The organism is Pseudomonas spirodelae (assembly GCF_034653255.1).
Taxonomy (GTDB): domain Bacteria; phylum Pseudomonadota; class Gammaproteobacteria; order Pseudomonadales; family Pseudomonadaceae; genus Aquipseudomonas; species Aquipseudomonas spirodelae.
Genome location: NZ_JAYEET010000001.1, coordinates 205,742 through 219,517, shown reverse-complemented (window position 1 = coordinate 219,517; position 13,776 = coordinate 205,742). Strand labels below are relative to the sequence as shown.

Annotated in this window: 10 protein-coding genes and 4 tRNA genes; 11 read left to right on the top strand and 3 right to left on the bottom strand. The window is 59.6% G+C overall.

Going from position 1 to position 13,776, the window contains the following annotated elements; genetic code table 11:
• Window positions 1-21 precede the first annotated feature (21 nt).
• The 5 genes from gltX (at window position 22) to SOP97_RS00985 (ending at window position 2,130) form a co-directional block, all read left to right on the top strand.
• Window positions 22-1,503, top strand: coding sequence for a glutamate--tRNA ligase (gene gltX, locus SOP97_RS01005; protein ID WP_322947752.1), 1,482 nt, complete (start codon window positions 22-24; stop codon window positions 1,501-1,503).
• Window positions 1,504-1,648: 145 nt separating this feature from the next.
• A tRNA-Ala gene (locus SOP97_RS01000) sits at window positions 1,649-1,724 on the top strand.
• Window positions 1,725-1,787: 63 nt separating this feature from the next.
• Window positions 1,788-1,863 (top strand) — tRNA-Glu (locus SOP97_RS00995).
• A gap of 51 nt (window positions 1,864-1,914) precedes the next feature.
• Window positions 1,915-1,990 (top strand) — tRNA-Ala (locus SOP97_RS00990).
• A 64-nt stretch (window positions 1,991-2,054) separates the two neighbouring features.
• Window positions 2,055-2,130, top strand: a tRNA-Glu gene (locus tag SOP97_RS00985).
• Between the two features lie 198 nt (window positions 2,131-2,328).
• Here SOP97_RS00985 and SOP97_RS00980 read toward each other — a convergent pair.
• The gene (locus SOP97_RS00980) at window positions 2,329-4,083 is read right to left on the bottom strand and encodes a sensor domain-containing diguanylate cyclase (RefSeq protein WP_322947750.1); all 1,755 of its coding nucleotides are present in this window, start codon (window positions 4,081-4,083) and stop codon (window positions 2,329-2,331) included.
• Window positions 4,084-4,286: 203 nt separating this feature from the next.
• Between SOP97_RS00980 and SOP97_RS00975 the strand changes: the two genes are divergently transcribed.
• The 5 genes from SOP97_RS00975 to SOP97_RS00955 all read left to right on the top strand — a co-directional run bounded on the left by SOP97_RS00975 (window position 4,287) and on the right by SOP97_RS00955 (window position 9,059).
• Complete coding sequence (locus SOP97_RS00975; RefSeq protein ID WP_322947748.1) at window positions 4,287-4,967, top strand: 6-phosphogluconolactonase; 681 nt, start codon at window positions 4,287-4,289, stop codon at window positions 4,965-4,967.
• A gap of 48 nt (window positions 4,968-5,015) precedes the next feature.
• Complete coding sequence (edd, locus tag SOP97_RS00970; RefSeq protein ID WP_322948010.1) at window positions 5,016-6,824, top strand: phosphogluconate dehydratase; 1,809 nt, start codon at window positions 5,016-5,018, stop codon at window positions 6,822-6,824.
• A gap of 22 nt (window positions 6,825-6,846) precedes the next feature.
• Window positions 6,847-7,497, top strand: coding sequence for a bifunctional 4-hydroxy-2-oxoglutarate aldolase/2-dehydro-3-deoxy-phosphogluconate aldolase (locus SOP97_RS00965; protein WP_322947746.1), 651 nt, complete (start codon window positions 6,847-6,849; stop codon window positions 7,495-7,497).
• Complete coding sequence (locus SOP97_RS00960) at window positions 7,494-7,943, top strand: acyl-CoA thioesterase (RefSeq protein ID WP_274087897.1); 450 nt, start codon at window positions 7,494-7,496, stop codon at window positions 7,941-7,943. The genes SOP97_RS00965 and SOP97_RS00960 overlap by 4 nt, the downstream gene beginning before the upstream one ends.
• Before the next feature lie 138 nt (window positions 7,944-8,081).
• Window positions 8,082-9,059 carry a tRNA dihydrouridine synthase gene (locus tag SOP97_RS00955; RefSeq protein ID WP_322947743.1) on the top strand — a complete coding sequence of 326 codons (978 nt, stop codon included), beginning with the start codon at window positions 8,082-8,084 and terminating at the stop codon, window positions 9,057-9,059.
• Between the two features lie 3 nt (window positions 9,060-9,062).
• Here SOP97_RS00955 and SOP97_RS00950 read toward each other — a convergent pair whose 3' ends face one another.
• Window positions 9,063-9,809, bottom strand: coding sequence for an SDR family oxidoreductase (locus tag SOP97_RS00950; RefSeq protein WP_322947740.1), 747 nt, complete (start codon window positions 9,807-9,809; stop codon window positions 9,063-9,065).
• Window positions 9,810-9,940: 131 nt separating this feature from the next.
• Between SOP97_RS00950 and SOP97_RS00945 the strand changes: the two genes are divergently transcribed.
• On the top strand, window positions 9,941-10,387 hold the full coding sequence (locus SOP97_RS00945; protein ID WP_322947738.1) for an Hsp20 family protein: 447 nt from the start codon (window positions 9,941-9,943) through the stop codon (window positions 10,385-10,387).
• A 48-nt stretch (window positions 10,388-10,435) separates the two neighbouring features.
• Here the strand turns inward: SOP97_RS00945 and SOP97_RS00940 are convergent, their stop codons facing one another.
• Complete coding sequence (locus SOP97_RS00940; RefSeq protein ID WP_322947736.1) at window positions 10,436-13,735, bottom strand: sensor domain-containing protein; 3,300 nt, start codon at window positions 13,733-13,735, stop codon at window positions 10,436-10,438.
• Window positions 13,736-13,776: the final 41 nt, after the last annotated feature.

Below are 13,776 nucleotides of genomic sequence, written 5' to 3'. Positions count from 1 at the left end.
CACATTCCTCTGAGAGCTGCCATGACCACCGTTCGTACCCGTATCGCGCCGTCGCCCACTGGTGATCCGCACGTAGGCACCGCCTATATCGCCCTATTCAACCTGTGCTTTGCCCGTCAGCACGGTGGCGAATTTATCCTGCGCATCGAAGATACCGACCAGGTGCGTTCGACCCGTGAGTCGGAACAGCAGATTTACGACGCCCTGCGCTGGTTGGGTATCGAGTGGAGCGAAGGTCCGGATGTCGGTGGCCCGCACGGCCCGTATCGGCAGAGCGAGCGCGGTCACATCTACCAGAAGTACAGCGCCGAGCTGGTGGAAAAAGGCCATGCTTTCCACTGTTTCTGCAGTGCCGAACGCTTGGACAAGGTCCGTGCCGAGCAAATGGAAGCCAAGCAGACGCCACGTTATGACGGCCATTGCATGAGCCTGTCGGCCGCTGAGGTGCAGCAGCGCCTGGCAGCCAATGAGCCGAACGTAGTGCGCATGAAGGTGCCGACTAACGGCGTGTGCGTGGTGCCGGACATGCTGCGTGGTGAAGTGGAGATCCCGTGGGACCGCATGGACATGCAGGTGCTGATGAAGACCGATGGCCTGCCGACCTACTTCCTGGCCAACGTGGTCGATGACCACCTGATGGGCATCACCCACGTACTGCGTGGCGAAGAGTGGCTGCCATCGGCGCCCAAGCTGATTCTGCTGTACGAATACTTCGGTTGGGATAAGCCGCAGCTGTGCTACATGCCGCTGCTGCGTAATCCGGACAAGAGCAAGCTGTCCAAGCGCAAGAACCCGACCTCGATCACCTTCTACGAGCGTATGGGCTACCTGCCGCAGGCGATGCTCAACTACCTCGGGCGTATGGGCTGGTCGATGCCCGACGAGCGCGAGAAGTTCAGCCTCGACGAGATGGTCGAACACTTCGATATCAACCGGGTCTCCCTGGGCGGTCCGATCTTCGATCTGGAGAAGTTGTCCTGGCTCAATGGTCAGTGGATGCGTGAGCTGAGCGTTGAAGAGTTTGCCGCCGGCGCGCAGAAGTGGGCCTTCAACAGCGATTACCTGATGCAGATTGCGCCGCACGTGCAGGGTCGGGTGGAAATCTTCAGCCAGATTGCCCCGCTGGCCAGTTTCTTCTTCGCCGGTGGCGTAGCGCCAGATGCCGCACTGTTCGCGCACAAAAAACTCTCGGCCGACCAGGTGCGTCAGGTGATGCAGTTGATTCTGTGGAAGCTTGAAGCGCTGCGCCAGTGGGAAAAAGACCAGATCACTGGCTGCATTCAGGCCGTGGTTGAACACCTGGAGCTGAAGCTGCGCGACGCCATGCCGCTGATGTTTGCCGCGATTACAGGCCAGGCCAGCTCTGTGTCGGTGCTCGACGCCATGGAAATCCTTGGTCCGGACCTAACCCGCTTCCGTCTGCGTCAGGCCATTGAGCTGCTCGGTGGTGTGTCGAAGAAAGAAAATAAAGAGTGGGAAAAGCTGCTGGCCAGCATCGCCTGATTGCTGTGTACCGCTTGTCGGTTTTGTATAAGCCGGCCGGGATTGGGTAAGTGGTTGTTCTGTCAGCATAAAAAATAGGCTTGTTAGTAAAAATAATGTTGACAGAGGCGGGGTGCGCTCTTAACATGCGCCCCGTCCTTGAGATGGGGCTATAGCTCAGCTGGGAGAGCGCTTGCATGGCATGCAAGAGGTCAACGGTTCGATCCCGTTTAGCTCCACCATCTTCAAAGCCGAAAGGCTTGCCACAATCAGCTCCAGTAGCTGGTTGTTTTTAGAAGGGTTACGTCCCCTTCGTCTAGTGGCCTAGGACACCGCCCTTTCACGGCGGTAACAGGGGTTCGAGTCCCCTAGGGGACGCCAGTTTCAAAAAGCAGTGCTAGTTTGGGCTGTGAGCCGAGAGGCGATAAATCTGGGGGTATAGCTCAGCTGGGAGAGCGCTTGCATGGCATGCAAGAGGTCAACGGTTCGATCCCGTTTATCTCCACCAATTTAAAGCAGTAACTACACTGCCACGGGCCAGCGTAAAGCTGGCCTTGTTTTTCGAAGGTTTCGTCCCCTTCGTCTAGTGGCCTAGGACACCGCCCTTTCACGGCGGTAACAGGGGTTCGAGTCCCCTAGGGGACGCCATTTTTGCCCGCTTTGCGGGACTTTGAAGGGTCATTCTTAACTGAATGGCCCTTTTGTTTTTCTAGCGCCTGATAAATCTGCGCGGCGAGAGATTGAGTGTGTGCCGCACGGGCTTAATTCCTTACGCCGTTTGGTTGTGTGTGCCGCGTTCTCTGTGGGCTTGTCGTTAGCAGCGCTGAAGTGCGAGCGCTATAAGTTTCAGGCGTCATCCAGTGCATTGCTTTCCTGGCCGATGACTTGGTTGCGCCCGGCGGCTTTGGCCCGGTAAAGCGCCTGGTCGGCCTGCTGCAGCAAGTGTTCGCGACTGCACGTGGCATCTGGGATCAGCGCGTAGACGCCAATGCTCAGGCTAAGGCTAATGCTCAGCCCATGTTGCTGGCACGGATGAGTATCCAGGTCCTCACGCAACTGCTCAGCCAGATCCATCGCGCCGAACAGATCCGTATCACCGAGCACCACTGCAAATTCTTCGCCGCCGAAGCGAACCAGCAGGTCGTTGCCGCGCATGCGCTGCTGCATGCGCTGGGCGGCGTGCTGTAGGCAGGCGTCGCCAAGCAGGTGGCCGTAGCGGTCGTTGACCTGTTTAAAGTGATCCAAATCCATCATCAATACGGCGATCGACTGCCGGCTGCGTTTGGCCTGCGCGAGCATGCGCTCCAGTTCTTCGTTGAGTACCTGACGATTGAACAGCCCGGTAAGATTGTCGCGACGGCTGAGTTCTGCCAGCTGCTGGTTGGCCGTTGAAAGCTCGTTTAGGACCTGCTCCAGCGAGGCCGTGCGCTCCTGTACGCGGGCCTCGAGACCTTCATTGATCTGTCGTTGCAAGTTCAGACTTTTGGCTTGCTCCATGCGCAGCTGATGCTCTTTGGCAAACAGGCGTACCTGGGCCAGTTGGTAATCGTTCTGGGCTTGGCGAATACGAGAGCCTAGGGCGATCGAGAAAATCACCAGCTCCAGCAGGCTGCCGATCTGCTGGGCGTGCAGCGTCAGCAGTGAGTTAGCAATCACCCCTGTGCCGCTGAGTACGCTAAACAGGCTGGCGATAACCAGTGCTGACCAGCCGAGGGCAAACAATTTGGCCTGCGCATAACCTGCGCGCCAGCGCAGTGCGGTGATGATGCAGCCGGCAATCGCGCAGACGATTAGCAGTGCAAAGCTACCGAACAGTGCCACTTGGTAAGGCGCAGTTAGGGCCAGCGCCATTACCAGTAGGCTGCAGCCCTGTAAGGTGCGACTGATCCAGGTGTAGGCGGGGGGCTGGCTCTTAAGGTCGAGAATGCCGTAGGTGAAACAAATGCCGAACAGGGTGGCCAGGCCTGAGCTGAGGGGGAAACTCAGCTGCTGCCAGGCCAGCGAGTTTGGCCAAAGCCACTGAAAGGCAAATCCCAGCTGAATAAACTGATAGACGCTAAAGCTGGCGACAAACAGGCTGTACCAGAGGTAGTTGCGATCACGGGTGATGCTAAAGATCGACAGGTTGTAGATCAGCATGACCAGCAGGGCGCCAAAAAACAGCCCTTGCAGCAGGAGCATGCGTTGTTCGTGGTGGTTGAAGGCTTCCGCGCTCATCAAGCTGGCACTGAGATTGGCCGCGCCGTCAGTCTGCATGCGCAGTATGAGCTCGCGCTGTTCCCCGGCTGCCAGGCTGAATGGCAGCACCAGTTGGCGGTTATCGATCCAGCGCTGGTGAAAGGGTCGTTGATCACCGGCTTGATAAACGCGGTCGCCGTCGAGCCCGTAAGCATCTAGCCGATCAAGCAGCGGATTGCCGATCAGTAAGACCCAGTTGATCGCCTCATCGCTAGGGTTTTGCAGGCTGACGCGCAGCCAGTAAGCGTATTGGCTGTAGCCGAAGCTGGCATCGCGGCGCGCCACCGGTTGCCAGGCCGAGGCTGGGAGCTGGCGAACGCTGTTTATGTCTGCCGTGCCCTCAGGGTCTACCCAGACTTGCATGCTGGGGCCGGGCAGTAGCTGCGAGTTGCTCGCTGTCAGAGGCAGGCTTGTGGCCTGAGCCAATGTCGGCAGCAGCAACATTAAAAGGACGCGCAGCAACACATTCAAAACAGATTTCTCATGGCAAGAGCGTTGGCTACTACTGCAAAAGGTGCATTATTGCGTGGGCTTATGACAGGTCGATAGCTTAGATGAGGTTACTTATGGGCTGTAATTTGTTGCATTGCTATGCCGAGCGCAATGTTTGTTTGCAAGCGCTGGCCCTCGATCTGTCGACGCAAGTTCAGGCCACCTTGGCGACGCAGTCGCGTGCTGGGTTGGTGCTGCCCGGCGGTAGCAGCCCGCAGGCGTTGCTGCCGTTGCTGGCGCAGCAGCTGGATGGAAGACGTATCGACCTCAGCCCCAGTGATGAGCGCTGGGTGCCGGCGCAGGCGGCCGAGAGCAATTGGAAATTGTTGCAGCAGGGGTTACCTGAAGCCCACTGCCTTGACCCGCGCCAGGGTGCCACGCTGACCCAGGCGGCGTTAGCGTGGGGCGAGCAGTTGAAGCAGTGGCATCCATTTAGCGCGGTACTGCTGGGTATGGGCGAGGACGGTCATATCGCTTCGTTGTTTCCCAGCATGCCGGGGCTGGCGGCGGCACTCGACCCGGCTGCTGAACCGGCGGCGTTGCCAGCGCAGGCGCCACAAGCGCCCAGTGAGCGCTTATCGCTGAACCTGGCCATGCTGCAGCGTGGGCAATGGTTGGGTTTGCTGGCGTTTGGCGAGCGTAAGCGCGAATTAATTGACGCTGTGTTGGCGGATGAATCTGCGGCTCAGGATCTGCCTCTATATGCCTGGCTGCAGTGCAGCCCCATGCCGGTAAACATCTACTGGGCACCTTGAGCCGTTACACTGCAGGCTTGTACCTCGCAGATAAAGGGAGCCGTCATGTTGCATCCGGTTGTTGAGCAGGTTACCGCCGCCTTGGAGCTGCGCTCGGCGAAACGTCGCCAGCGCTATTTGCAGCGCCTGGCGCAGGCGGCAGGGCGCACTGCGCATCAGGCGTTGGGTTGCTCAAATTTGGCCCATGCCCTGGCTGCGCAACCCGATGACGCCAAGCTGATCATGAAGCAGGGTGGTTCGCCGCATGTGGCGATCATTTCCAGTTACAACGACCTGCTCTCGGCCCATGCGCCGCTCAAGGATTATCCCGAGCGCCTGAAGGTGGCGCTGGCCAGAGCCGGTGCGACTTCGCAATTTGCGGCCGGTGTGCCGGCCATGTGTGATGGCATCACTCAGGGCGAGGGGGGCATGCAGCTGTCGCTGTTTTCTCGCGATCTGATTGCCCAGGCTACTGCCATAGGCCTGACCCATGGCATCTTCGACGGCGCGTTGTACCTCGGGGTGTGTGACAAGATCGTCCCCGGGCTGCTGATCGGCGCGCTGCATTTTGGTCATCTACCAGCTGTGTTCGTCCCTGCTGGGCCTATGCATTCTGGCCTGCCAAATAAAGAAAAAGCCGCCGTACGCCAGCGCTTCGCCCGCGGTGAAGCCAGCCGTGATGAGTTGCTGACTGCTGAGCTGGCGGCCTACCACCAGGCAGGGACCTGTACTTTTTATGGCACGGCCAATACCAACCAGTTGCTGATGGAGGCCATGGGGCTGCATGTGCCGGGCAGTGCCTTTGTTCACCCTTACACGCCATTGCGCGATGCCCTGACCGATGAGGCTGCACGCTTGGTGGCGCATAACAGCCGCCAGGGTGAGCGCTACCTGCCGGTCGGTCAGCAGATTGATGCGCGGGCGCTGATCAATGCTGTGGTGGCTTTGCTCGCCAGCGGCGGCTCGACCAATCACACCTTGCACCTGCCGGCCATTGCCCGCGCGGCCGGTTATGAGCTGAGTTGGGATGACTTTGCCGCGCTGTCCAAGGTCGTGCCGCTGTTGGCGCGGGTGTATCCCAATGGCGCGGCGGACGTGAATCAGTTCCAGGCCGCTGGTGGCCCTGCCTGGTTGCTGCGTGAGTTACTCGACACAGGCTTGCTGCATGACGATGTAACCACTGCCGCCGGGCATGGCTTGCGCGCTTATACCCGCGAAGCGTGGCTGGACGGCGAGCACCTGGCTTGGCGCGAGCTGCCGCCGCAGAGCCCGGCGCGCGACATTGTCCGTACAGCGGCTGAGCCGTTTGCCGAGGAGGGTGGGCTGGTGCTGCTGAATGGCAACCTGGGGCGCGCCATTCTGAAAACCTCGGCGGTGGATCCGGCCTATTGGCAGATTCGCGCTCATGCGCGCATTTTTGATTCGGAAGCGGCGGTGCAGGCGGCTTACAGTGCGGGTGAACTGCAAGGCGACCTGGTGCTGGTGGTGCGCTTCCAAGGTCCACAAGCCAATGGCATGCCCGAGCTGCATAAACTGATGCCCTTGCTGGCCAATATGCAGCAGGCTGGACAACGTGTCGCGCTGGTCACCGACGGGCGTATGTCCGGGGCTTCCGGGCAGGTTTCCACCGCCTTACATGTGACCCCGGAAGCCGCCGCGGGCGGCGCTCTGGCGCGGTTGCAGGATGGCGACTGGCTGGTGCTGGATGCGCAGCACGGCCTGCTCCAGGTAGAGCTGAGTGAGCAGCAACTCGCTGCACGGCCCTTGGCGGCAAGCAGTGACGAAATGGAATTGGGCTTTGGCCTGGAAATGTTTGGCGCCCAGCGCCGCCTGGTCGGTTCAGCTGAGCAGGGTGCCAGCAGCCTATTTGAAGATTGAGTTTGAGAGCGGGGAGCAAAGCATGAACCTGACGATGGATGCGGTGCTGCAACAGGCCCGCCCGGTTTTGCCGGTGTTGGTGATCGAAGACGTCAGCTTGGCGGTGGACTTGGCCCGTGCGCTGCACGCCGGTGGTATTCGCGTGCTGGAAGTGACGCTGCGCACGCCGCGCGCGCTGGATGCGCTGGCTGCCATGCGCAAGGAGCTGCCGGATCTATTGATTGGCGCCGGCACGGTGATTCATGCCGAGCAGTTTAATGAGGCCCGCGAAGCCGGTGCGCAGTTCGCCGTCAGCCCGGGGTGCACGGAGCGTCTAGCGGCCGCCGCTGAGGACTCCGGTTTGCCGTATTTACCCGGCGTAATGACCCCCTCCGAAGTGCTGCTGGCGCTGGAGTACGGTTATCGCTCGCTAAAGCTATTCCCGGCCGACGGCGCCACCAGCATCAAAATGCTCAAGAGCTTCAAGGGGCCGTTCACCGGTATTCGGTTTTGTCCAACCGGGGGGATTACCCTGGATAACTTATTGGGCTTTCTGCGTTTGCCTAATGTGGCTTGCGTCGGCGGTACTTGGATTGCGCCCAGTAACCTGGTGCGCGCCCGTGCCTGGGACCAAATCACCCAGTTGGCCGCTGAGGCTCGGGCGTTGGCGGGTAGCCTGGAGCAGTCGGCATGATGTGGGATTTGAGTAACCCGTTTGTGATTGATATCGAGGTCGCGGCAGACGATATCGACGGCCTTGGGCATGCCAACAATGCGGTGTATGTCAGTTGGCTGGAGCGCAGCGCCTGGCGGCATTCGCAGTTTCTTGGGCTGGATTTGGCCGAGTACCGCCGTTTGGATCGCGCCATGGCCGTGCTGCGCCATGAAATCGATTATTTGGCTAGCGCCTATGAGGGTCAGCAGCTGCAAATGGCTACCTGGATTGTCGAGTCCGATCAGCGCTTGAAGATGGATCGCTGTTTTCAGCTGATCCGCCCGGCAGATGGTGTGACGCTGTTGCGGGCGAAAACCACCTTTGTCTGCATCGAGCTGTCCAGTGGCAAGCCCAAGCGCATGCCCGCGGAGTTTGTTGAAGGCTACGGGGCGGCGTTACAGCCAGCGTTCCCCATGGAGCTTTGACGCGCCGTTGGGCTAAAGCCTGGCTACTGATTCGTTGCGCCGCGTACACTACGCGGCGTTTTTTATGGCGGCCGCCTCTTCGGGTCGTTGCTGTGCCGCGTCAAACATGGCGCCCGATTTTCTTTGAGAGCTGAACGTATGCAAATCGCCCTGGCCCCGATGGAGGGGTTAGTCGACGAAATCCTTCGCGATGTGCTGACCCGGGTTGGCGGCATCGACTGGTGCGTGACCGAATTTATCCGGGTAACGGAGCGGGTATTGCCGGCCAGTACCTACCAGAAGCTGGCGCCCGAGTTGTTCAGTGGCGCGCAAACGGCCGCTGGCACGCCGCTGCGCGTGCAGTTCCTGGGCTCTGATCCCAGCTGTTTGGCCGATAATGCGGCTTATGCTTGCACCTTGGGTGCGCCGGTCATCGACCTCAACTTCGGCTGCCCGGCCAAGACGGTGAACAAGTCCCGTGGTGGTGCCGTGCTGCTCAAAGAGCCCGAGCTGCTGCATGCCATCGTTTGCGAGGTACGGCGCGCGGTGCCAGCGGCCATTCCGGTGACGGCGAAAATGCGCCTGGGCTTCGACCACAAGGACGATGCCATGGAGTGCGCGCAAGCCCTGGCTGACGGCGGTGCTACTCAGATCGTGGTACACGCGCGGACCAAGGTCGAAGGCTACAAGCCACCGGCGCACTGGGAGTGGGTGGCGCGGGTGCAGGAGGCGGTCAAGGTGCCGGTGTTCGCCAATGGCGATATCTGGAACCTGGACGATTGGCGGCGTTGCCGTGAGGTCAGTGGGGTCGAGGACATCATGCTCGGTCGCGGCCTGGTGGCGCGCCCGGACCTGGCTCGGCAAATTGCTGCTGCCAAGGCCGGGCAGGCCGTGGTTGAAATGAGCTGGGCCGAATTGCAGCCGCTGCTGGCGGATTTCTGGCTGCAGGCGCGGCGCAAAATTTCACCGCGCTATGCCCCGGGGCGGCTTAAGCAATGGCTGGCGATGCTCACCCGTAGCTACCCCGAAGCCACCGAGCTGTTCAGCCTGCTGCGCCGAGAAAACGATTGCCTGCGTATCGATGCCTTGCTCGGTATCCAGTTTGCTGAAGCGCAGCGTCAGCAGGCGAGCGCCTGATATTCAGCGTCCGCCGCTGACATCCAGTAGCGCGCCGTTGGTGTAGGACGCTTGCTTGCTGGCCAGCCAGAGAATCGCCTCGGCCACTTCACTGGCCAGGCCGCCGCGGCACATGGGCACACTCTGGCTGACGCGTGCGACCCGCTCCGGCTCACCGCCGCTGGCGTGAATCTCAGTGGCAATCACTCCTGGTCGTACGGCGTTGACGCGAATGCCTTCAGCGGCCACTTCCTTGGCCAGGCCTAGGGTCATGCTGTCGATTGCCCCTTTAGCGGCCGCATAGTCGATGTATTCGCCCGGTGCACCGAGCCGAGCGGCGACCGAGGACAGGTTGACGATGGCGCCGCCTTTGCCGCCCTGGCGAGTCGACATGCGTTTGATTGCTTCCCGGCAGCAGAGAAAACTGCCGAACACATTGGTGGCGAAGACCCGTTGCCAGCGCGCCAGGTCCATCTGCTCCAGGTGCATTTGGGTTTCCAGTATGCCGGCGTTGTTGACCAAGACATCGAGGCGGCCAAATTGCCGATCAAGGTGGCTGAACAGCTGCATGACCTGGCTTTCGTCGGCGACGTTGGCCTGCACGGCAATGGCCTGGCCGCCAGCCTGGGTGATCTCGCTAACCAGCGACTCAGCCGCGGCCTGTTGCTGGCGGTAATTCAGGCACAGTGCATAGCCTTGGGCCGCTGCCAGCCTGGCGGTAGCGGCACCGATACCGCGACTGGCACCCGTGATCAACATGACCTGGCTCATTGCGTTTTCTCTCCCTGTAAGAAAATTTTTCAGCCGCTTGAAATCGAGTTGAGTCGCCCTATTTTCAGCATTGTGGGATGCCGAAGTCGGGTCCCGGGTTAATCACTCGCTGAATATCAGGAGGTCTGATTATGAACACTGGATTTTCGATGAATCCGCTGCTGCGTCAGTCTGTTGGTTTCGACCGATTCAATGATCTGTTCGAGTCGGCTATGCGCAACGATACCGGTAGCGGCTATCCACCCTACAACGTCGAGAAACACGCCGACGACCAATACCGCATCGTAGTCGCGGTGGCGGGCTTCCAGGAAAATGACCTGGAGCTGCAGGTCGAACGCGGCGTACTGACCGTAAGTGGTGGCAAGCGTGAGAGCGGCGCTGAGAACGTCACTTACCTGCACCAGGGCATTGCTCAGCGTGCATTCAAACTGACGTTCCGCCTGGACGACCATATCGAGGTCAAGGCAGCTAGCCTGGTCAATGGTCTGCTGAATATCGACCTGATGCGCATCGTGCCGGAAGAAGCTAAGGCAAAGCGCATTCCGATTGCAGCAAGCCAGACGCTGCTTAACCACTAATTGTCAGGCGCGTGTAAAGCAAGGGCACCTTCGGGTGTCCTTGCTGTTTTAGCGAGGCGCGGAGATTCGATTGGCGTGCAGTAATTGGTGAAATGACTGCAGCGGTAGCGCTTTGCTGAACAGGTAACCCTGATAGTGATGACAGCCCTGTTGCTGGAGAAACTCCAGCTGATCAAGCTGCTCAACCCCCTCGGCAATAATGTCCAGCCCTAGGCTATGCGCCATGGCGACGATGGCGCGGATGATTTCCGCATCGTTGGCATCCAAGGTGGCGTCGCGTACGAAGGATTGGTCGATCTTCAGGACATCCACCGGCAGGCGTTTGAGGTAGGTCAGCGAGCTGTAGCCGGTGCCGAAATCGTCCATGGCGAAGGTCACGCCGAGTCGCTTGAGGCGGTTCATCTTGGCGATGGTGTCGTCGATATTCTGGATCACGATGCCTTCGGTGATTTCCAGCTTGAGCATGTGCGCCGGCAAGTGGCTGCTGGCCAGGCAGCTTTCTACTCGCTCAACAAAATCAACCTGGCGGAACTGTCGTGGGCTGATATTCACACACAGGCTGAACTGCGCCGCGTCGATAATGCTTTGCTTGAGCAGTTGTGCGCAGGCGTGACAGGCTTCGGCGAGCACCCAGCCACCGACTTCGAGAATTAAGCCGCTTTCTTCGAGAATCGGAATAAACACCGCCGGTGATTGCGCGCCCAGTGTCGGGTGCATCCAGCGCAGCAAGGCTTCTGCGCCGATGATCTGGTTGGTGCGGGCATCCACCTGCGGTTGGAAGTGCAGCTCGAACTCGCCGCGCGCCAGGGCCAGGCGCAGGTCGTTTTCCAGGCGTAAGCGTTCGCTGGCGGCTTTCTGCATGGTGTTGCGGAACAGTTGGATGGTATTACGCCCTGAGTCCTTGGCACGGTAGAGGGCGATGTCGGCACGTTTGAGCAGGTCAGCGGGTGTGTCGCCGTGGTCCGGGATTAAGGCGATGCCGATGCTCGGTGTGACCTGCAACTGGTGGCCATCGAGCTGCATTGGCTCGGCCAGCAGGTTACGCAGCTTCTCCGCCACGCTGCGGACTTGGCTGAGGACTGCAGAACGCTTACCTTCCAGGCCGGAAATCAGCACGACAAATTCGTCACCGCCCAGTCGCGCCACCGTGTCTTCCTGGCGCACGCTGGCTTCCAGGCGTGCGGTGACTAGCTTGAGTACGGCATCACCGACCGGGTGGCCAAGTGAGTCATTGATGTGTTTGAAATGATCAAGGTCGATAAACAGCAGGGCGCCGTGCAGATCGTGACGCTTGAGCAAGGCGATCTGCTGAGTCAGGCGGTCGAGCAGCAGGGCACGGTTGGGCAGATTTGTCAGTGAGTCGTGATAAGCCAGATGTTGCACCTGGGCTTGGGCTTCTTTGAGTTCGCTGATGTCGCGGGCGGTCAGCAACAGGCAGGGGGTGTTATGGAGCTGGATCGGTTCAACAGAAACCTCAACCTGCTTAATTCGCCCATCGCGGTGCCTGCCGCGCATCTCCATGCGGTGAACATGCCCGTCGCGCTTGAGCATTTCCAGCATTTGAGTGCGTTCAGATGGGTCAGCCCAGACATTAATTTCTAGCGCTGTGCGGCCAATGACCTCTTCAGCCGTGTAGCCGTTTAGCCGACAGAATCCTTCATTGACCTCAATGTAGCGGGCGCTGTCGCGTTCGGTGATGGTGATGGCATCTGGGCTGGAGTGGAATGCCAGGGCGAATTTTTCCTGGCTGGCCTGCAGCTCTGCCTGGGCTTTCTGCCGTTCGCTGATATCACGGAAGGTGGTAAGCAGGCAGGTTTGCTTATTCAGCAGCACCGGCCGTGAGGAGATCACGCAGGTGATCGCTCGGCCTTGTTTATCCAGGTACTGCACCAGCTCATTGTGCAAGCTCTGGTCACGCTCCAGTTTGCTGTACAGCTCGGCCCGCGTGCTGAGGTCGGCCCAGAAATTCAGGTCGACCATTCTGTGGCCTATTACTTCGTCGGGTTGCCAGCCGAAGGTCTGACTAAAGCTTGAGTTGATTTCCAGGGCAACGCCTTCCGGCATAGTCGTCAGGGCAATTGGATCTGGGCTGGCCTGAAACAGGCTGGAAAATTTGGCTTCTGAGGTAATCAGGCTCTGTTCGCGGCGGACTCGCTCGCTGATATCGATAAGGATGCCCGCCATTCGCACTGGTTTACCGTCAGCATCCCGGTAAAGCTTGGCGGTGCTTTCGAGGTAATGAACCTCCTGGTTGGAATAAATCGCCTGGTAAGTCACTTGGTAATTATCAGCGCTGCCTTGCGCCAACTGCTGATAATGCATGCGCATGGCATGACGGTCCGACAGCGGTACACAGCTGAAAAATTTACGGAAATCGTCGTGGAACGGCTGCTCCGGTAATCCGTGGAGTTTGGCTGCGCGGGGCGAGCCAAAGAGCATGTTGCTGGGTATATGCCAGTCCCAGGTGCCGAGGTCAGCTGAGTCGAGTGCCAGGTTCAGGCGCTCCTGGCTGTCGCGCAGCGCCTGCTCTTGTTCGCATTGCTGGGTGATGTCACGCAGCGATAGGACCAGGCAGGGTGCACCTTGCAACAGTATTTCACCGCCGAAGAGCAGGTTCTTGCGGATGCTGCCGTCGCGGTGATAAAGCGATACTTGCAGGCCATTGAGGCTGTTATGGCTGATCGCATCCATCATCCGTCGACGATCCTCCAGGGACGCCCAGATGCCTATTTCCAGGGAGGTGCGGCCTATGGTTTGTTCACTGCTCCAGCCAAACTGCTGCTCGAAGCCGGCGTTGACTTCGATAAAGCGGCCGCTGGCTTTGTCGGTGATGACTACGGCGTCCGGGCTGTAGTTGAAGGCTTGGGCGAATTTATCCTCGCTGCTGCGCAGCGCTTGCGCGCGGGCCTGCTGGCTGGTGATGTCGCGGATGACCCCCATGACGCGCTGTTTGCCGTCAGCATCAAGTTGCAGGCTGCCGCTGATCTCTAGCCAGTGCAGGCTGCCGTCAGGCCAGTGGACACGGTGACGAAAAGCATGTGGGCTCGGGTTGCCTGCGAGCAATTGGTCGAATAACTGCAGGACCTCAGGGCGATCTTCGGCGGGGATTAGCTCGATGTAGTCGATTTGTTTGTGCAGGGGGTGTTTGGGGTCGAAGCCGAACAGGGCCTGCGCGCGGCGTGACCAACTGACCCGGCCACTGTCGATGTCCCAATACCAGGCGCCCAGTTTTGCGCCATTAAGGGCGCGTAGCAGGCGTGGCGCGTCGTTCCATGTGCGTTCAAATTCGGCAGGGTCCAGCGCCGGAATAAACGGCAAGGGTGGACGGCGATCACTGGATTTGGCCACGACCAACGCTTCCTTTATATGAGTAGGTTTCGTGGCTGCTG